Consider the following 20116-nt stretch of genomic DNA (forward strand, 5'->3'; position numbering starts at 1 on the left):
AACTACGAACCAGATCCAATCGGGGACAGGCAAAAAAGACCGCCACCCGATGCGGACCTTGCGGCATGACCGAACGACGGGCGGCTTAAGTCACGGGCGTGAATTCGGCCGGGAGCGATCCATTTAGGGTCGAGACTCGGTCGCTCGAAGTGATTGGGTTTCGACCTCACCGATACTCGAAGATCGACCTGAATATTCCGGGGGCGATCACCGATAGCGGATTGACGTCCAGTTTCGGCTTGTTGGCATCGCCCCTGAGCCGGTAGGTCACGCCGATCAGGCCGCGATCGCGGCCATTGCCGAGCAGCGCGCCGAACAGCGGCAGTTCGCCGAAGATGCGGTTGAGGCCATAGACCGGCATGAAGGTGCCGGTCATGTCCATATTGTTGTTCTGGTCGTAGAGCGTGCCCTGGAAGGTGGTGCCGATCCGCGGGCCGCGCAGCATGCCATTAGCGAGCTTCAGATAGCCGGCGCCCTTTTCGATCTCGGAAAAGCCGCGCTCGAACTTCACTCTCGATGTGTCGATGTTGGCTTTGACAGCTTCGTTGAGGCTGCGGCTGTCGCCCGCCGGCGTCGTCGATACGAGCGAGGCGAGTTTCGGCTCGTTGACCACGAAGAAGTTGTGCGAGTCGACCTGACCCCTCATCGGCCCATCGCTTGCCCCGGCAAGCGCCAGCGTGATCGAACCGCCCTCCATATGCTCGTAGATGTTGAGGAACCGCAGGATGGCGCCGGCATCGGCCGACGTCACGTTGAGGGCGCGCCTGCCGGCGCCGGTAGTATTGCTGATGCTTATGGCAGCACCCGAACTTGCCGTGGCGCTCACCTTGAGCCCGTTCACCCTGGAACCGGCGGCGCTGTAGTCGAGCTTCAGCTTCGACAGTGTCTCGTTGTGGAAGCCGGTCAGGGAATTGACATCGGCGCTCACCGAAATCGCGTCGGAACCCGTGGCCTTGGTGGCGGTGTCAACATCGGACGTGAATTGCTTAATCAGGGAGCGCGCGTCCAGCGCGTTGCCGGCGATGTCGATTGTATAGCCCTTGCCCGATCGTTTCACCGAGACGGCAACGTCGTCTCCCCGGTTCAACTTGACGTTGCTGAACCGCGCCGTGGACAGGGCGCCGTTGACCAGCACCACGCCGCCGTCGATCGAAAAAGTCTTTCCATTCAAGTGGAAGTCGGACAGCGTCGTGGTGTCGCCGGACTTGGCCATGGCAAATGTGACATTGGCTGGAATGCCGGGTCCCTTACTCCAGCCTGCCCACGGAATGCCCAGCCTGGCATTGGTCAGGTCCGCCGAAACAGTCTCGTTGCCCGTGCCGCTCTTGTCGATCTCAACCTTGATGGTTCCGGAAAGCAGCGCCGACAGGCCAGGCATGGCGGCTGCACGAATCTTGTCGTCAAGCACCAGCGCCACTTTCCGGCTGCGTGGCGGTCCGCCATCCCTAAGCGGTTCGATCAGGTCGAGTTCGGCTGGAATGCCGTTGAGCAACGCCTTGGCTGATATCACGGCCCTCTCGGGTTCGACCGTGATCGAACCATCGGCGTCCGTCACCGTCTGGTCTTCGAACGGCTTGCCCAGCGACAGGCCTTTGTAATCGAGCGTCACCAGCCAATCGAGTTTCGAGCTGTCGACGCCGGACTGCAGCGGAATGTCCGCCTTGACATGGCCGGACACCGTGCCGGACAGGTCGTCCGGCAGCAGGCCGACGTGACGCATGGCATTAATCGGGTCATAGGAGGCGAGCTCAGCGATTGCGGACGCCTCCCCGGCGACGTCGATATCGAGCGCGCCGATCACCGGCGGGCGGTTCGCCGCCTTGATCGTCATCGTGCCGTTGCTTGCCGCCACCGTGCGACCACTGCCCATATAGACATTGCCCGAGGACAAGGCGATGTCGACGTCGTTGCCGTGGAATTCGGCGACGCCGACGGCATCGCGTATCGGCGGGATGTGGCCGGCCGTATCGAAGCGTGATCCTTCGATCTGGAACCGGCCGAACACTTCATCGGACGAAAGCGGGATCCCGTTGCCAAGACGCCCGGGCACGACCTGGAACTGCAGGCTGCCATCGACGACACGGCCGCCGAACAGGTTCTTCAGTACCCAAAGGCGAGCGTTTCGCGCGGAAAACCAGGGCCACAACTGCTTGACGTGCGAGACCGGCATATCGTGGACATTGAAAGCTACGGATATGCCTGGCGCCTTTCCCCTAGCGAATTCGACCGAGGCCGTGCCCAGCGCCTCGCTGGCGGATCCCGACCTGATCCCGATCTGCTCGGCCACGAGCTTGCGGCTCCTGGTCTGGTAGACGCCGGCGACGCGGGCAATGAAATCGAGCGCGGGTTCCGACGATTCCGAAGGCGACAGCGTCGAGCCGTCGCTGGTCAGGTCGTAGCGGTAGGATGGCTCCTCGCCCGCTGTCCCTGTCGCAGGCTTCGGTCCAATCGAACCGGCGAAATTGAAAATCGAGCGACCGGTTTTCAACAGCAGCTTGTCGACCTGGATCTTGTTCGAACCGGCGACAAGCGTGGCATCGAGATCGACGTCTGCTGGAAGCGAGCCACGCGGGCCGAGATCGAGCACGGAACCGGCGAACGACAGCGAGGCCGTCAGCCGCGACGCGTTCTCGCTGGATCCTTCCGAACCCGCCAGCTTCAAGGCAATCGCGCCCAGCGTCCCACCTGGCGCTGCCGCAGCGTCGTTAACCTTCGCCATCTCGACGCTGGCATCCAACGCCGTCACGCGCCGCGTCGTCGTATCGCGAGTGGCTGAGGCGGCGATGGCGAGTGCCTTGCCGTCGATATCCGCGTTGGATGAGAACTCCATGCCGCCCGGCCCCGACTGCGCAACGGTGGCGTCAGTGATCCTGACCAGTTCGACCGACCCAGCCTCGGGCAGAACGATGTCGACATTGCGGAGGTCGATCCGGCGCATCGAATCCTCCCGTACTGCATCGAGCGCATGGTTGATGCTGGCAAAGACCGTGCCGGCCAGTCTTTCCGGATCGATGAGGCCGTCGTCATTGCGCAGCGCCGCCGTCCAGTCGCCACCCGACGGCAGCGCCGCCATCACGATGCGCGCGTCGGAAATCCTGGCGCTGGTAAGCCGCACCTCGCCCGAAAGCAGCGGTATCAGCCGTATGCCGAAGCGGACACGGCCAGCATCGGCCATCGGTTTGCCGTCGGCGGTCTTGAGGCTGACGTCGCTGACCTGCAGCGCGATGAAGCTCGATCCGTCGAGCGTGAGACCGGCCGGCCCGACCGCAACATCGACATCGACGCCGGCCAATTTCTCGATGGCCGTTTCCGCTTCCGCCCGCAGCCGCTCGGCGCCGAAACCGGACATGCCGATCGCATACACAGCGGCGATGGCCAGCAGCACGAGCACCACAAGGCCGGCAAACAGCCGCGCAAGAATACGAACGCCGCGGCCGATCGACGCCTGGCCGAGCGGCGGTACGCGGCACGCGGACGGGAAGGCAGCCAGGTCGGTGATCTCATCACGCCTGAATCTGATCTTCTCGTGCTGCGGCTGCTCCTGATCCACACAATTTTCCGTTGAACGAACTCGACCGTGGACGAATCCCGGTGCGACAATATATCGATGAGGCTTCGCGCGTAACCTCAAACAAGGGCATCGATATGGCTGATCTCGACGTCGGCGACCTTGCGCCGCAGTTCGACCTTCCCCGCGACGGCGGCGGCTCGCTCAGCCTCGCGTCATTGCTGGGAAAGCCGGTCGTGCTTTACTTCTATCCGCAAGACGACACCGCAGGCTGTACCAATGAGGCGATCGGCTTTTCGCAGTTGAAGCCGGAGTTCGAAAAGCTCGGCGCCGCCGTCATCGGCCTGTCGCCGGACAGCGTCCGAAAACACGACAAATTCAAATCAAAATACGATCTGACCATCGACCTTGTCGCCGACGAGGAGCGCAAGGTGATCGAAGCCTATCATCTGTGGGTCGAGAAGAAGCTCTATGGCCGCCGCTATATGGGCGTAGAGCGCGCAACGTTCCTGATCGGCAGCGACGGACGGATTGCCAAGATATGGCGGAACGTACGAGTCGAAGGCCATGCCGAGGCGGTGCTGGAGGCCGTCCGCGCGCTCTGATAGCGACGTTGGCTGTGGGCTGAGAGCCCATGTGAGGCATGAAGCGCTGAAGCCTGCGCCTCATGCCCTCATGCCAATCCAGCTGCAACCCATGGGCTGCAAGGAGCTGGGCGCCAGCAACCGACCGTTAACCTTAATGATGTGTAATCAGGCTTGTCGTTGGTATCGTAACGAAAGCTTGGTCCCGTGAACGTAGCCAGTCAGTCAACGGTCTTCGGCAGGCGCAAGGAGCCCCACACGGTCATTATCGCCCGGGGCAACGAGATCAGGCATTTCACCATACGTCCATGGGTTGCCGCATTTTGCGGCTCCGCGCTGGCGGCGATGGCCATAGGCTACCTGCTGGCGACCTCCTATCTCGTGCTGCGCGACGACCTGATCGGCGCGACCACGGCACGGCAGGCGCGCATGCAGCAGGCCTATGAGGACCGCATCTCCGCACTGCGCGCCCAGGTCGACCGGATCACCAGCCGCCAGCTTCTCGACCAGCAGCTCATGGAAACCAAAGTTGGCGAACTGCTGGAACGACAGACCCAGCTCAGCCTGCGCCATGGCCGCCTCGGCCCGCTCCTCGAACGCGGCGAGAGCGACGTTGGAACGCCACCTGCCGCAGGCACTGCTGCGTCGGCAAAGTCGGAAAAACGCGCCGACGTGACCGACGCCCAGCCGCAGTCCTATTCGGTTGCCAGCATCGGCGCCAACCTTGGCGCCGGCGATACCAGGCCCTTCTCTCTGTGGTCGACCCGCTCCGATCCGCTGCCGAGCGATACGGCGGCCGATCGTGCCGACAGACTGTTCGTGTCGATCAACGAGTCGCTCAAGGCGATAGAGAGCCAGCAGCTCACCCGCATCACCACGCTTGCCGACAACGCCTACAAAAACGCCGATGCAATTTCTCAGGCACTCGAGGCGGCTGGCCTGCCGGTCGACAGCGATTTCGGCAAGAGCGATGCCGGCGGTCCGCTGATACCACTCGACAGTTCGATGACGTTCGACAGCAAGGTTAGAGAGCTCGACGAGGCGCTGGACGCGCTCGATCGTCTGAAGACGGAGGCGCGACGGCTGCCGCTTGCCAATCCCGCCCCCGGTCGCTCGATCACCAGCCCGTTCGGCGTGCGCACCGACCCGCTGCTCGGCACCGCCGCGCTGCATTCGGGGATGGATTTCAGGGCGCCGACCGGAATGCCCGCCAAGGTGACGGCGCCCGGCGTCGTCGTCAAGGCCGGCTGGAACGGCGGCTATGGCCGCATGGTCGAGGTCGACCATGGCAACGGCTTTGCGACGCGCTATGGGCATCTCAGCAAAATCAACGTGACCGTCGGCAAGAGGCTCAACGCCGGCGACGTCATCGGCAAGACCGGCAGCAGCGGCCGCTCGACCGGCCCGCATCTGCACTACGAGATCCGCCACAATGGCGAAGCCATCGACCCGCTGCGCTTCCTGAGGGTCGGCAAGAAGGTCGCGCGGTATCTCTGAAGCCCGACATCTTCTTCATTAAGACAGATCTGGCCGTTTTCCATCTGATAACGGCCTCTGCTCCTGCTCCTTGTCGCTGGTGAACCCACCGACGCATCATGCGCGGAAGTCATTTATTATTTTTGAATTCCATTTGACTGAATAAATATTCGGTGCGAACCTCATGCCTCCTAGGGACGCAAGACATGGCACTGCGAGGGACCAATCAGGAATTCGGGCGGCCTTACAACAGGCGCATCGTCCTCGAATCCATCCGCCTTCACGGTCCGATCGCCCGCGGCGACATTGCCAGGGGGGTCGGGCTCACCGTGCAAACGGTATCGACCATCGTTCGCGAGCTGGAAGAACACGGCTACGTTCTGTCCATGCGCGAAGAGCCGCGGGGGCGCGGGCTGCCCCCGGCGACCCTGCGGATCAACCCGGAGGGCGGCTATGCCGTCGGCATCCATGTCACCCCGCTGGGAATCAATGCGGCGCTGATCAATTTGAGCGGAGACGTGATCGAGAGCACCTACCGCGAGGCCCCCAACGCAACGCCCGACCATGCCTTCGATCTGATCGGCGCGATGGTGCTTGAATTGACCCGACTGCGGCCTGGCGGTCGCGTTCTCGGCATAGGCATGGCTCTGCCCGGCCCTTTCGGCGTGGAGTCGATGAGCTTTATCGGCCCGACGACGATGACCGGCTGGAAGGACGTAGCGCTTCGAGAACGGCTGGAGGCATCGACCGGGCTGCCCGCGTTCTTTGAGACCGACATGGCGGCCGCGGCAATGGGCGAGCGCCTGTATGGCCTCGGGACGGGATATTCCGAATACTACTATCTCTATTTTGGTGTCGGTCTTGGCGGCGTCATGGTTCATGACGGAAGCGCGCTGCGCGGCGCCTGGGGAAATGCCGGCGAAATCGGACACATTCCTGTCGTGCCGGGTGGCGAGCCGTGCCCCTGCGGCAATCGCGGCTGCCTCGAAAGATACCTCTCGCTCGAGGCGCTGCGGCGCCGGAACATCAGCGACGCTGATTGGGTTGATGAAGTCGGGCCGATCTTCCGCAACGCCATCACCATCATCGAGAACCTGTTCGATCCCGAAACCATCATCCTCGGCGGATTGGCCTCCACCGATTTACTTGAACGGCTGTCCGGTTCGGTTGCGAACCTTCCCAACTCGATCTCGGCGCGAAAGGACCGCACGGCGCCGCGTGTCACCGTTGCACGCGGCGGCCAGCATGCGGTGTTGCGCGGTGCCGCAGCGCTTGCCGTCTCAGGGGTGCTTTCGCCACGCTTCGGCCAGATATTCACCGCCGAGCGCGAACGCGGGCGAGATATCCTGCAAGGCAAGGGGATCGCGGCATGAGCGGAGCTCAGCCTGGCATGAGTGAACCTCTGCTGGTGCTCGACAACGTCGCCAAGAACTATGGCGCGATCGAAGCGCTAAAGGGCATCAGCTTCTCGATCGGCAAGGGCGAGGTGGTGGCGCTTCTGGGCGACAATGGCGCCGGCAAATCGACACTGGTCAAGATCATCGCCGGAGGCCTGGAGCCGACCTCCGGTCGCATGCTGTTCGAGGGAAAGGAATTCCTCGCCAAATCTCCCGCCGAGGCCAAGGCCGCGGGGATCGAGACCGTCTACCAGGACCTCTCGCTTTGCACCAATGTCGACGTGGTCGCCAATTTCTTCATGGGCCGCGAGATCACCAGGAAATTTCTTGGCGTTCCCGTGCTCGACGAACCCGCCATGGAGAAGGTGGTCGAAAAGGCGCTGGCCAGCGCCGGCACGCGCATCCCATCGCTCAGGACCAATGTCGAGCACCTCTCGGGCGGCCAGCGGCAGGCGATCGAGCTTAACCGGTTTGTGCATTTTGGCGGCAAGCTCGTGCTTCTCGACGAGCCGTTCGCAGCACTCGGTGTCGAGCAGACGCGGCGCGGTCTCGACATGATCCGTCAGGTGGCCAGCCAAGGTATCGGCGTCGTCATCATCACCCATATCATGCAGCAAGCCTTCCAGGTCGCCGACCGGATCGTGGTGATCCGGCAAGGCGTCGTGGCGGGCGATGTCGCGCGCAACAAAACAAGTCCCGACGCGGTGATCAACATGATCACCGGAGAGACGCTCGCCGGTGCCGGACCGGCAGGCTGAGGGACAAACGAGGGGTCCGGCGCAAGAGGAGCGAACGACATGAAGAAAATACTTCTTTCCGTCTTCGGTATCCTGGCACTGGCCTTTGCCACGCTCACGCCGGCATTCGCCCAGTCCAAGGGCACCGTCTACTACCTGGTGCCGACATTGCTCGACGAATTCCAGACCGGCTCGGTGAGCGCTCTGGAGATGTTCCTGAAGCAGGTCGGCTACGAGATGAAGACGCTGAACGCCGATAACAAGACCGACGCTCAGCAATCGCAAATGAACGACGTTATCGCGCTCAAGCCGTCGGCGATCATTCTCGCTGCCGTCGATTTCAATGCGTTGAAGCCGTCTATCGAAGCCGCCCGCGCCGCCGGCATCCCGGTGGTCGAGTTCGACCGCCAGATCACCTCGACACCGTCCGACTTCACTTCGGTGGCGGGAACGGTCGAGATCGGCCAGATTGCCGCCGATCAGGCCGAGAAGCTCTTGAAGGCGAAGCACGGATCGGTGAAAGGCAAGATCCTCCAGGTGCTCGGCGATCCCGGCGACCCCTACACGCTCGACATCCAGAAGGGTTTCGAGGAGAAGATGAAGGCGTTCCCGGACGTCAAGATCATCTCGGTTCCAGCCATGCAATGGGCGGCGGATGCAGCCGGAACCATCGTCAACGACCAGATGCTCGCCAATCCTGATATCGACCTGATCTTCAGCCATGCGGCGCACCTCTCGGTCGCCGCCGTCGCCTCGCTCGAGGCCGCTGGCAAGAAGCCGGGCGACGTCATGCTGATGAGCTCGAACGGTGCGCCGGTCGGCCTCGACCTGATCCGCAAGGGCTGGCTCAACGTCGAAGTCGAGCAGCCGCTCTACGCTCAGGCCGCCGCCGTCGCCATGTTCATGGACAAGGTCGTCAACAAGCAGGAGATCAAGCCGGGCGAGTACGACGTGCTCGGCCTGAAGTCGACCGTGACCATTGAAGCCTGGGGACCGAACATCAAGATCCCCGGCGCTGCGATCACCAAGGAAAACGTCGACAACCCGGCCTTCTGGGGCAATCTGAAGCCGCCCTCGGGCACCGTGAAGCCGGTCGAATAGCAAAGTCGCCTAGGGCTTCGGGCCACGCTGGCCCGGAGCCCAACCGGCGCGTTCGAACGGACGAGCAAGGGAATCTGCAGCAATTTTCAATCCGCGCATGATCCTTTCCGAGAATCGATGCGCTAGACGGATCAGCACATGAATCCTCGCACGCGCCACGCCCTCGAGTTCGTGCTCGACAACCTCGTTTGGTTCATGCTGGTCGTCGTGCTGGTGGTCTTCTCCATCTCCATTCCGAACTATTTCCAGCTCGGCATCTTCGCCAACATCATAGAGGCGTCGAGCGTGCTTGGCGTCATGTCGATCGGCCTGGCGCTGGTCATCATCACCGGCCATATGGACCTGTCGGTCGAATCCGTGGCGGCGCTCAGTGCGATGGCGGTCGGTATCCTGTTCTGCTCGGCGGGCATCGGTCTTGGCGTCCAATTGCATCCGGAATGGCTGATGGTTCCGGTTTCTCTGCTTATTGCCCTCGCTGTCGGCGGCATCATCGGCGTCATCAACGGCTACCTGGTCGTCAAGGTGAAGATGAGTGCTTTCATCATCACGCTGGCGTCCTACATCTGGGTGCGCGGCCTCGTGCTGGTTATTTCCGGCGGCCGCTCCGCACAGGATCTTGCGCCGGCAATCCGCTGGTTCGGCATTCAGCGCCTTCTTGGCCTGCCGCTCACCGCCTGGATCGCCATTTCGTGTTTCGTGGTCTTCTCGCTGATCATGGCCAAGACCCCCTTCGGCAGGCATCTCGTCATGATCGGCGGCAACGAGACCGCAACCTTCCGCGCCGGCATCCGCGTCAACCGCAACCTCGTCATTGCCTTCGTTCTCGCCGGCGCCATCGCCGGCCTTGCCGGCTGGCTGCTGGCGATCCGCACCTCCGGCGCCACCGCCAATCTCGGCGTCGGCCTGCTATTCAACGCGTTCGCCGCCGTCGTCATCGGCGGCGTCAGCCTGAAGGGCGGCGTCGGCACCCTGCCCGGCGTGTATGCAGGCGTGCTTTTGCTGTCGGCCATCAACACGGCGATCAACCTCATGGGCCTGCCGGCCAACTTCACCCAGGTGATCCACGGCCTGCTCGTGCTTGCCGCCGTGCTGCTCGACGCTTTCAAGCAAACCATTCGCCAAAGACTGGCATGAGAGGGGGGCTGGCATGACCGGGCGTCTCAAAGACAAGATCGCGCTGATCGTCGGCAGTGCGCGCGGCATCGGTAAGGGCATCGCACAGCGCTTTGCCGAAGAGGGCGCGAAGCTGGTCCTGGCCGATACCGAGGTCGAGGCCGGGCAAGCGGCCGCGGACGAGCTCGGCGCTGCCTTCATCCGCACCGACATCTCGCAGATGGCCGATGCGGAGGCCGCCGTTGCGCTGGCGCTCGAACATCACGGCCGTCTCGACATCATGGTCCAGAATGCCGGCATCTATCCGTGGCAGTTGCTGGAAAACACCAGTCCGGAGGACTGGGACCGTGTCATGGCGGTCAATTTGCGCGGCAGCTTCAATGCCGCCCGTGCCGCGCTTGTTCCTATGAAGGCGCAGCACTTTGGCCGCATGCTGTTCACCTCCTCCATCACCGGTCCGCACGTCACCAGCCCTGGTCACGGCCACTATTCGGCGACCAAGGCCGGCATCAACGGCCTGATCCGTTCAGCCGCTCTCGAATTCTCGGGCTATGGCATCACGGTCAACGGCGTCGAGCCAGGCAATATCCTCACCGAAGCAATCCAGCTGCATCGCGGCGCCGCCTATATAAAGAACATGGAGGACTCCATACCGCTCGGCCGCCTCGGCAGCCCGCGCGACGTGGCCAATGCCTTCCTGTTCCTGGCCTCGGACGACGCCAGCTACATCACCGGCACGACCATAATCGTCGACGGCGGGCAGCTGCTGCCCGAAGGCAAGGATTTCCGGCTCCATCCGCCATGATACTCGATTTCGGCGCCGGTTTTTTTCTTGCACCAGGCAGCAGCGGCCGATCATGCAGCACTTGCCATGATTCGTCTCAAAACCGGCGACGCGGGCAAGGATCGTGGCCAAAGCGACTTGGTTTCGCACCGAAAGTTGCGAGGCTGAGGCCTCGCCAGACGTGCCGCGGCGCCAACGAAACAAGGTGCGAACCGCGTCGATAAAACTCGATTCGCTACCAATACTTTAACATCGGTTTACCCGGAGTTGGTAACAGCAACGACGCTCGTTTTCATGATCACGCAAAGGGCCTACCTTGCCGCAGCATTACCGCTCTCCTTTCGGCCACCTGAGCGATTGCAACTGGTCGAGATTGCACCGCTACGAACACCTGACGTTGGCCGCGATGGCCGATGGGAAGCCTGGCCTTGCCATGGTCTGGAAACGCCGGGACTCCGGTGCTGGGAGCCGGGCTTGAGCGTCATTCGCGCCCTGGAAGGTGCCGATCTTCCGGCAGTCGCGGCCATGTTTCAACGCGTGCTGCGCAAAGAGCGGACCGAAGCGCCTGCCTCGCTCATCGAATACATGAAAAGGTTTTATCTGGAGGCGCCCGGTTGCGGAGGCGAGCTCCGGTCGCTCGTCCATGTCAACGACGCCGGCCGTGTCTCGGGGTTTGTCGGCGTTCACGTGTTGCCGATGCAATTCAACGGCCGACAATTACACGCCGCCATTTGCAGCTCGCTCATGGTCGAGGATCATGAGCGCGACCCGATGGCCGGTGCTCGCTTGTTGAAGGCTTACCTGGATGGTCCGCAGGATATCTCCTTCAGCGAGACGGCCAACGACATCTCCGCAAGGTTGTGGACACGGCTGCGCGGCGTGGTCCTGCCGCAATACAGTCTCGACTGGGTACGCGTGATGCGGCCGGCGAGCTTTGTGCTCAGCCTTTCTGCCAGTCGCATGAAGCTTGTCCGAATGTTCGGTCCGTTTGCGCATGCCCTCGACCGATTTTATTGCAGTCGAATGAAGTCCAGCGAACGACGCTGGTCCGGTGTGGCGGCGGACGGCGCAGGTCATGGAGCCTTTCGGACATCCGAAATCGACAGCGACGCATTTGCCAAACTCGTCGAACCGTTGACCGCCCAGTTCGCCCTGCGCCCAAAGTGGGCGGAAGGCCAGCTCCATCATATTCTGATCGATGCGGCACAAAAGCCGGATCTGGGCGAGCTTGTCTACGTTTCCGTGACATCGCCAGTCGGCACCAATGTCGGCGCATTCGCCTATTACGCAAGGGTGGGTGGAATCGGTCGCGTGCTGCAGATCCTCGCACTTCCCGGTCAGGCAGGTTCGGTGATCGACTGTCTGGTCGATCATGCCGCCGTACGCGGCGTCAGCGGCCTGCGCGGACGGATTCAACCCGCACTTCTGGAAGCAATGCTTGGGCGACGCATAGCTTTCCTAACTGTTGCCTCGACCGTAGTGCATTCACGCGATCCAGAGCTTTTGGATGCCATGAAGAACTCTCAAGCTTTCCTGAACGGGCTTGCGGGTGAGCAGTGGAGCCGGCTGATCGGCGGCCGCTTCACCTGAAGCGCTCGCCGTGGCTAGGTTGGAGAGGCAGGTCAGGTATCGACTTCCTCGACTTCATCGACAAGTTGCGGAGGCAGGTGCAGATAGCGCGTCGCCTTGCGCTTGGCGGTGATGTCGGCCCAGACGCGTTCCACTTGTGAGGCGTCTAGTCCCGCCGCCTGCCCCACCACTTCGGCCGGCACGCCTTTATTGAGGCCGCAAAGGCAAATATCCATCCGGTCATAGGGAAGCGAGAAGTAGAACTCCTCCTGCGTCTGTGCCAGCGAATAGGTATCGGTGGTCGGCGGCCGGTTGCGGATTTCCTCGGGAACACCGAGATAGGCCGCCAGCGCGTAAACCTGCGTTTTATAGAGGTGGGCGATCGGCTTGACGTCCGCCGCGCCGTCACCGTTCTTGACGAAGAAGCCCTGATCGTATTCCAGCCGGTTGGGCGTTCCAAGAACGGCGAAGTTCAGGCGGTCGGCATGATAGTATTCGATCTGCTTCCGCGTGCGCTGTTTCATGTTGGTGGCGGCGACGATCCCGAGATAGACTGGGAGCGGCATTCTTATTTTGGTCTGCTTGCCATTGGGGTCCTGCACCACCAGCGACGAAATATTGTAGCCCTCACTCTCGAGGGCGTTCGCAATCACGATCTTCGAGGCCCAGCCTTCGCCGTATTCCGGGACCAGTTCGCGGATGAAAGCGTCGCGACGCTGGTAGCAGCCCATGGCGCGCAGGGTCGGCCCGATATCCTCCACAATAGCCTCGACACCGAAAGTGTCGGCGACAAGGCGGCCGAGCCGCAGACTTTCCGGATCGGAATCGTTTTCCGGCATGAAGAGGCACAATACATTCTGAGGCCCGACGGCTCGCGCGGCCAACGCCACCGAGACACTTGAATCGATCCCGCCCGAAAGACCGAGCGTGAGGCCGCGCTTGCGAATGCCGCGCAACTGCTTGCGCAAGGCCGTCACGATCCTCTCCGTTTCGGCGCTGGGGTCGATCGCCAGAGCTTGCGCCAGAACGGTCTGCGCGTCTTGGGTCGGGCGAACACTCATGGCGCGGCCTCCATCATCTCTGCAGCAAGCCGGCGGCTGATCTTGCCCGTATCCGTCTTCGGCAGTTCCAAGCGGAACTCGATAACCTTGGGGACCATGAAATCCTCAAGATGACGTGCGCAGTGGCGCATGACATCCTTTTCGCTGAGCGTCGGGTCCGAGCGTATGACGAGTGCGCCGATGGCATGCCCTAGCACCGGATCCGGCACGCCGACGACAACGGCCTCCGCGATGCCCGGATGGGCGTGAAGCACGGCTTCCACTTCCTTCGGAGCCACTTTCTCTCCCCGCGTCTTTATGATGTCATCTTTGCGCCCGACGAAATAGAGAAAGCCATCCTCATCGGTACTGAATAGATCCCCGGTATAGAGAACCTTCTCCCAAGGGTTCGGGCCTGGCCGCAGGGTCCGTTCGGTTGCAGCTTCGTTGCGCCAGTAACCCTGCATGACATGCGGCCCGCGAATGACCAACTCACCCGCAACGCCGGATGGCACTCGTTGCCCGTCCTCGTCGACGACGAAGGCTTCGGTGTTCGGAATGGCTATTCCGACCGATCCCGGCCGGCGATCGAGTTCCTCGGGCGGTAGATAGGTGCAGCGCTTGCATTCCGTCAGGCCATACATCGAATACAGCCTGACACCGGGAAAAAGGAAGCGCAGGCGTTCTATGTGCGCTTGCGGCAAGGCCGCCGCCGTATTGGAAATATAGCGAAGGCTGGGCAGGAAGCCCGGCGTCAGGTCACGCATCTGCAGGATCATCGCTGCCATCGTCGGCACGAGCGGAAGACCGGTGACGCCCTCCTCGCGAATGCGTTCGAAGACCGCTTGCGGAAAAGCGAATGACTTTTCGAGCACGAGCGTGGCGCCGAGTCTCACAGCCATCAGCAACTGATAGAGGCCATAGTCGAAGGCAAGGGGAAGAACATTCAAAATGATGTCGTCTGGAGAGTTGCGCAGATAGGTGGTGATCGAGTCCGCGGCCGCGTCGCAGTTGCGGTGCGTCATCATCACGCCCTTGGGCCGGCCCGTTGAGCCTGAGGTGTAAATCAGCATGGCCAGATCGACGTCGATGCCGCGGTGGTCGATCTCCCCGGCTTCGAGTGTCAGGCAGTCCGCCAGGGACGTCACCCCAGCCGGGCATTGGTTATCGGCACCAGTGGTGGAAGCCACGAAGACGCCGGTCTTGCCGCTCGATCCGCACGCCTCAGCGACCACAGGCATCAGTTTTGCCTGCGTGAGGATCGCGGCAGCGTCGCAATCAGCGATGATGTAGGCAAGCTTTTCAGCCTTGGTGGATGAGTTGATCGGACTGAACGTCGCCCCTGCCTTGAGGACGGCGAAAATCGAAACCGCAGCTTCCCAGCAATTGTCCATGAAGATCAGGACCCGGTCGTTGCGCCTGATGCCATTCATGAAAAGGGCGGCGGCCAGGCGGCTCGAAAGATCGTCCAGTTCTTCGAAGCTCAGCCTTCTGTCCTTGGTGATCAATGCCGTTTTGGCGGGATGGGCAGCGGCCTTCGCGGCCAGAAAATGTTCGATCCGCATGGACGCTCCTCGCCGCGGGCACCTACGCTGCCAGCGCTTCTGCTTTCGCCGCGATGAAGGACGAGAGGCGGTCAATCGAATCAAGGTTGGCCGGTACGATGTCGGAATCGACCATCGCGATGCCGAAATTGTCCTCTATGAAAGCCACGAGTTCCAGTACGGCTGTCGAGTCCATGATGTCGTTCTCGATCAGTGAGGCTGTATCCGACAGCTGGTATGACGTATCGCCAAATAGGAAATTGTCGACGATAAAGGTTCTGACCTTATCCTTGATTGTTGCCATTCTTTCTTCCTTCCCTGGATTTCTCAGGCTGCTTTTGCTGCACCGACCTCTTGGCCGGTGAAATTCTTCTGCCACAGCTGCGTCGACAAAATGCCGACGAAGGCCGCGTTGTCGCGAAATCCAGATACTGGCTGCGTGCGGCATTTCTCATGAAGATTTGCAACCGCCTTGGCGTTGAACAGTCCGCCGGCAGCGATGCTCGCTTCGCTCAAGGAGTCGCGTACGTAATCCAGTTCTCCAGCTCCAACAAAGGAGCTGGCGTCCGGGGCTCGGTAAGGTTGTTTGGTGCGCTCCCGGATCGCCGTCGGAAGCAGGTCCTTGGCTGCCTTGCGCAGTATGTGCTTTTCCAGCAATCCCTTCAGCTTCATCTCCGGCGGTAGTCTTGCCGCGAATTCCACCAAACGAGGATCGAGGAAAGGGAAACGTCCTTCGATACCATGCGCCATCGCCATGCGATCACCTTGGCTGGAGAGGATATAACCCGGCAGAAGGAAGCCAGTTTCGAGATATTGTGCCTGATGCAGTGGATGCCACAGGGAAAATGCCTCGGGCAACCGGCTGACCAGTTCCTCGGCCGCGTCATAGCCCTTCAACGTCGCACGCAGGTCGCCGGAAAAGAAAATCTTCGCCGCCGCCGTGGTCTTGAAGCGCGGCCGGTGCGAGAACAGCGGATCGTCTAGCGTAGTGTTGCCGGCGCCGAAGAACGCAGCTAGGTACTCCACGGACTGCTGCTGCAGACCCGGCAGATAGGGATAAAGCCTGCGGAACAGCTGCGGCCTCATGCGCGATGCCGGCTGCCGCCCGCAGAATCGGCGAACACGCGCTTCCTTGAAGACATCGTATCCTGCGAAGACCTCGTCGGCGCCCTCGCCAGTCAGCACCACTTTCAGGCCGGCCTGGCGAACGAGGCCGGACAATTGATAGAGGGGAGCCGGAGCCGTGCGGATGATCGGCCGCTCGGCAAAGCGGATGACGTCGGGGAAGACACCGGCGATATCGCCGGCACGGCAGGCAATGGTTCGATGATGGGTGCCAAGTGCTGAAGCCATTTCGGTCTGGAAAGCGCTTTCGTCGTGCGCGGCGCTGTCGAACGTCACGGAAAATGTCTGCAGTTTGAGAGGGGTCATGCCGGCGGCAAGCGCCGAGACAAGGGATGAATCGAGCCCGCCCGAAAGATAAGAACCGACCGGCACGTCAGCGCGCATGCGAAGCCTTACTGCATCGGTCAAAAGGGCCTGTAGTTCCTCGGCCGCATCGTCTTCGTTCGTGACCTTCGACGGCGCATCCCGATGCGGATAGTCGAGGTGCCAATAGCGTTTGACCGTGATTTGCCCCTGAGTCGCGATCATCACGCTTGCCGGCTCCAGCTCGTGGATATTGCGGAAAGCCGTGCGGGGAGCGATCGGCGCCCACAGCGTAAAGATCTGGTCGAGTGCAATCGGATCGATCTCGGCCGAGACACCGGGGACCTTCAGGAGGGCTTTGATCTCCGACGCGAAGTAAAGCACGCCGTCCTTGTTCGTGTAGAACAGCGGCCGGACACCCATCCGGTCTCGTGCAAGCACCATACGCCGACGCCTGTTGTCCCATATCGCGAAGGCGAAATCGCCGTTCAGAAGCGGCAGGCAGTCTTCGCCCATCTCGTCATACAGGTGCAGGATGACCTCTGTGTCGCTCGACGTACGGAAGCGTCGGCCCTTGGCTATCAGCCCTTCGCGCAGTTCCAGGTAGTTGAAAATCTCGCCGTTGAACGCAATCGTCAAATTGCCTGACACGTCGGACATCGGCTGCTGGCCATCACCGATCCCGATCACGGACAGCCGCGCATGCCCGAGCCCAGCGTCGGGTGACACAAATTTCCCTTGCTCATCCGGCCCGCGATGGGCGATCGCAGCAATCATGCGCGCAAGCAAAGCTTCCGCATCCCGGATCGAACCGAAATAGCCCCCGAAACCGCACATTACTTAAGACTCATATATCAGCGAGGTACGAAACATAACCCTCAATAGTTTCCTCAAGCGTTAACCGGACAACCTCGACTAACACAGTGGTTAACAATAATTAAAAAACAAAGGTACTTTTTTAGATTTATTATCTCGTCCAGATAGAGAAGTATATTTCAACGCGAAACGCAACTTTTGTTCGAGCAACGGCGGCGCAGTCGCGTTGCCGCCCACGGCCGGCCCAGTGGGTCCGTCACAGATCGCTTGTTCGCTCGATGGATTTTGCAATCCCGAGCCGCCCCGATCTGACCCGACAAACGTGCGGAAACTAAAGCGCTTAATTTGCCCCGAAGTTGGCGAGCGCCTGTTATTCTTCATACGCGCCGTCGAAAATAACGAGGCCCGGCATCGTCGGTGCAATTAGTCACATCGACGAAGTCGACCTTGCAAGCACGCCGATCAGCGGCGGAACTAAACCAAGCGGCTATTCTGGTGGGCGATGACGGGCTCGAACCGCCGACATCTTCGGTGTAAACGAAGCGCTCTACCAACTGAGCTAATCGCCCGCTCCGGGCCGGACCTTTAAGCAGTTAGGACGGGGTTCGCAAGGCCAAATGAGCGCACGATGCCCTCGCCGTTGATCGTTTTCGGCAACAAAATTCGGCTTGTCAAAAAACCTTCTCCTGTTTGCTGTTATGCCGTCGCGCTCCGCTTGACACCCGGTGGCTTACGCCTTATCCACCGCCCCAACGACGAACACGGCTGACCGTGCTCGTCTTGCGCGGGTGTAGCTCAGTTGGTTAGAGTGCCGGCCTGTCACGCCGGAGGTCGCGGGTTCGAGCCCCGTCACTCGCGCCATTTCTTTCAAGGGGTTAGCTACCGTCCCTTGAAAAGTTTCAACTTTCATTTTCCAGAAAGTTTCAACTTTTTGTATTCGTTGCGTTCCTGGCCGAGCAGTTTGCGGCCTTGGCGGCGCGAGGCATCTGCAGAACGGACGGCGGCCAGGTTGACTGGCATATAGGTCTTCTGCAGCTCCTTGTTCTCGTCGATCGAGTTGCCCATCTTGGCCGAGATCGCCTCGACCGATGCGCCGCCGGCGTTAGCCTCGACCGCGCCTGATCGCCGCATGTCCATGAGGCGACGCTTCTCCCCTTCCCCGAAAACCAGCTTGCGCAGGTCGGCAAAGTCGTCGACCAGGGAGTCCTTCGTGTAAGGCACGCCGGCGCGCGGCCGGCCGCCCTTCGCTCCTGGTGCAAAGCCGCGCGAGCGAAAGATCGGCGCATCGTCGAGCAGCGTGACGCCCAATGATTCGACATAGGCCAGCACCAGCCTTTGCGTGCGTGGCGACAGCGTGCCGAACGCCGCCTCGCCGCTCTTGGTGCGCTCGATCAGGAAACCCCACTCCTGCGCCGTCTGCATGCCCTGCGCCGGCGTCAGCGTGCGCACGTCGACCGGCGAGAAGCTGGTGTCCCATGCGACGGCGATGATGCAGGCAAGGCCGCGGTAGCCGGCGCGCCATGCGCCCTTGACCAGGCGCACCGCTCGCCCTCGGACCAGACCTGCGTGCGCCGGTTCGGCGTCTTGCGGCGGATGGCGAGCGACGGGTCGGCCCTTGGCGCGCAGAGCTTCATGCCGGCCATGACGTTATAGAGCGCCCGCCACGTCTTCATAGCGCGATAAGCGACGTCGATGCCCTTGGCGCGCAGCAGCCGGGCATACCATTCATCCAACAGCTCGAGCGTGATGTCGGCCGGCGGCAGGTCGGCGAAATACGGCTCGATGAAGGTCCAGCCGCGTTCCCAGTCCTCGCGCGTGCGCGGCAGGCGGCTCTTCCATGCCTCCATGCGGCGATAGCGGGCGAAGGCATCGCCTATCGAATCCTTCGGCCATGTGTCGAGGCGGGGGACCTCCCTGCCCTTGCGGAACGCCTGCCATCGGTCTTCCCATTCCTTGGCGATCGCCCAGGCGTCCGGCCCGTCGAGCCCGCAGGAAATGCATTCGAAGCCGGCCTCGACCATCTTTGGCGTCGGCAGCCAGTAACCGTATTTGCCTTTGCGGATGACGTAGTGCTTCAGCTTGATCTTAGCCAAGGGATGCCAGCCTCGCCTTTGCGATTTCGGCGCTAGACTGCGCGCCGGATCCTGCTCCGGCAAGCCCAGAGCGGCGATCCTGCCACGCGTCGATCGCCACCAGGTCATAATTGCCGGTGGTTTCCTGCAATCATCAGTCGGCCGCATCAGGAAGAACCAGTGGGGTTCCCTCTCGGGGACATGGTCCTGGTCAATCTCGACGTCGGATCCGCGCTTCCGACTTCATGGCGGGCAGCGCGGATCGGCCGCCACAAGAGACGAGGCGGTGTTCGCGATCGAGCGCGAGTTCACGCGCTTCATTTCCGAGACGGAAAAATTCCGGCGCTAGTCACACCAGGGTCGGCGCTTGCCGGTCAATGGCCGCGCCGAAGCGCCCAGGGTTGAAGCGCCTAGGGTCAAAGCGTGACGATTGGTGTCCGTCGAAGATCTCAGTAACGTGTCGCTAATTGATTTGGCGCTAATATTGACCGCCGAGTAGGCAGGAATCGGGGCTACCCGAATCACACGAGGGATATTCGCATGGCCACGATGCACTTCACCTGGGGCGCCTCAGCTGCCCAGGCCAAAGCCTATGGCTTCAATCTGGTTGATCTTCAATACGCGTCATCGGTCAACGCGCTCCCGGATGGCTCGAAGGCCCTGATCTGGCTCGGCGAGAGCAATGGAGTAACCCAGTCGTTTATCGACAAGGTAACACCTCTCATCGGCAATCCGAAGGTTTTAGGATTTTTCCTGACTGACGAGCCGGATCCCACCGGCAGATATCACACCCAAGTGAGCGCTGCCAACCTGAAGGCGGAATCCGACTGGATCCATTCCCATTTCCCGGGCGCCAAGACTTTCATCACCCTGATGGACATGGGGTCGTACACAGACTCGAATTATTCCAATACCTACAATCCTGCCAACACAGGGATCGATTACTA

Annotated in this window: 15 protein-coding genes, 2 tRNA genes and 1 pseudogene; 10 read left to right on the forward strand and 8 right to left on the reverse strand. The window is 61.4% G+C overall.

Features of this window, described 5'->3' with window-relative positions:
- Window positions 1–166: 166 nt before the first annotated feature.
- The gene (locus tag NKH12_RS21160; protein WP_352954913.1) at window positions 167–3550 is read right to left on the reverse strand and encodes a YhdP family protein; all 3384 of its coding nucleotides are present in this window, start codon (window positions 3548–3550) and stop codon (window positions 167–169) included.
- 95 nt (window positions 3551–3645) lie between these two features.
- On the opposite strand from NKH12_RS21160, the gene NKH12_RS21165 reads away from it, so the two are divergent.
- The 8 genes from NKH12_RS21165 (at window position 3646) to NKH12_RS21200 (ending at window position 12290) form a co-directional block, all read left to right on the forward strand.
- A complete protein-coding gene (locus NKH12_RS21165) occupies window positions 3646–4113 on the forward strand; it encodes a peroxiredoxin (protein WP_352954914.1) in 468 nt (155 codons plus the stop codon).
- A gap of 186 nt (window positions 4114–4299) precedes the next feature.
- Complete coding sequence (locus NKH12_RS21170; protein WP_352954915.1) at window positions 4300–5589, forward strand: M23 family metallopeptidase; 1290 nt, start codon at window positions 4300–4302, stop codon at window positions 5587–5589.
- A gap of 185 nt (window positions 5590–5774) precedes the next feature.
- Window positions 5775–6941: an ROK family transcriptional regulator gene (locus NKH12_RS21175; protein ID WP_352954916.1), complete on the forward strand. Its 1167-nt coding sequence runs from the start codon at window positions 5775–5777 to the stop codon at window positions 6939–6941.
- Between the two features lie 17 nt (window positions 6942–6958).
- On the forward strand, window positions 6959–7723 hold the full coding sequence (locus NKH12_RS21180) for an ATP-binding cassette domain-containing protein (RefSeq protein WP_352954917.1): 765 nt from the start codon (window positions 6959–6961) through the stop codon (window positions 7721–7723).
- Window positions 7724–7762: 39 nt separating this feature from the next.
- Window positions 7763–8803, forward strand: coding sequence for a sugar ABC transporter substrate-binding protein (locus NKH12_RS21185; RefSeq protein ID WP_077371631.1), 1041 nt, complete (start codon window positions 7763–7765; stop codon window positions 8801–8803).
- A gap of 138 nt (window positions 8804–8941) precedes the next feature.
- Window positions 8942–9937, forward strand: coding sequence for an ABC transporter permease (locus NKH12_RS21190; RefSeq protein ID WP_352954918.1), 996 nt, complete (start codon window positions 8942–8944; stop codon window positions 9935–9937).
- A gap of 13 nt (window positions 9938–9950) precedes the next feature.
- Window positions 9951–10721, forward strand: coding sequence for an SDR family NAD(P)-dependent oxidoreductase (locus tag NKH12_RS21195; protein WP_352954919.1), 771 nt, complete (start codon window positions 9951–9953; stop codon window positions 10719–10721).
- Window positions 10722–11174: 453 nt separating this feature from the next.
- A complete protein-coding gene (locus NKH12_RS21200; RefSeq protein WP_352954920.1) occupies window positions 11175–12290 on the forward strand; it encodes a hypothetical protein in 1116 nt (371 codons plus the stop codon).
- Between the two features lie 32 nt (window positions 12291–12322).
- On the opposite strand, the gene nadE is transcribed toward NKH12_RS21200, so the two are convergent.
- The 5 genes from nadE to NKH12_RS21225 all read right to left on the reverse strand — a co-directional run bounded on the left by nadE (window position 12323) and on the right by NKH12_RS21225 (window position 17666).
- Window positions 12323–13330, reverse strand: coding sequence for an NAD(+) synthase (nadE, locus tag NKH12_RS21205; protein ID WP_352954921.1), 1008 nt, complete (start codon window positions 13328–13330; stop codon window positions 12323–12325).
- Window positions 13327–14874, reverse strand: coding sequence for a class I adenylate-forming enzyme family protein (locus NKH12_RS21210; RefSeq protein WP_352954922.1), 1548 nt, complete (start codon window positions 14872–14874; stop codon window positions 13327–13329). The genes nadE and NKH12_RS21210 overlap by 4 nt, the downstream gene beginning before the upstream one ends.
- A gap of 22 nt (window positions 14875–14896) precedes the next feature.
- The gene (locus tag NKH12_RS21215; protein WP_352954923.1) at window positions 14897–15157 is read right to left on the reverse strand and encodes an acyl carrier protein; all 261 of its coding nucleotides are present in this window, start codon (window positions 15155–15157) and stop codon (window positions 14897–14899) included.
- 23 nt (window positions 15158–15180) lie between these two features.
- Entirely contained in the window at window positions 15181–17118 is a 1938-nt protein-coding gene (gene asnB / locus NKH12_RS21220) for an asparagine synthase (glutamine-hydrolyzing) (RefSeq protein WP_352954924.1), read from the reverse strand.
- 472 nt (window positions 17119–17590) lie between these two features.
- Window positions 17591–17666, reverse strand: a tRNA-Val gene (locus NKH12_RS21225).
- 215 nt (window positions 17667–17881) lie between these two features.
- Here NKH12_RS21225 and NKH12_RS21230 point away from each other — a divergent pair.
- Window positions 17882–17958 (forward strand) — tRNA-Asp (locus tag NKH12_RS21230).
- A 45-nt stretch (window positions 17959–18003) separates the two neighbouring features.
- On the opposite strand, the gene NKH12_RS21235 is transcribed toward NKH12_RS21230, so the two are convergent.
- Both NKH12_RS21235 and NKH12_RS21240 read right to left on the reverse strand, forming a co-directional pair.
- Window positions 18004–18639, reverse strand: coding sequence for a hypothetical protein (locus NKH12_RS21235; RefSeq protein WP_352954925.1), 636 nt, complete (start codon window positions 18637–18639; stop codon window positions 18004–18006).
- Window positions 18534–19298 carry a hypothetical protein gene (locus NKH12_RS21240; RefSeq protein ID WP_352954926.1) on the reverse strand — a complete coding sequence of 255 codons (765 nt, stop codon included), beginning with the start codon at window positions 19296–19298 and terminating at the stop codon, window positions 18534–18536. Before NKH12_RS21240 ends, NKH12_RS21235 begins: the two co-directional genes overlap by 106 nt.
- 411 nt (window positions 19299–19709) lie before the next feature.
- Here NKH12_RS21240 and NKH12_RS21245 point away from each other — a divergent pair.
- A pseudogene (locus NKH12_RS21245) lies at window positions 19710–20116 on the forward strand (calcium-binding protein); the annotation flags it as partial.

It is taken from the genome of Mesorhizobium sp. M1322 (genome assembly GCF_040318085.1).
Taxonomy (GTDB): Bacteria; Pseudomonadota; Alphaproteobacteria; order Rhizobiales; family Rhizobiaceae; genus Mesorhizobium.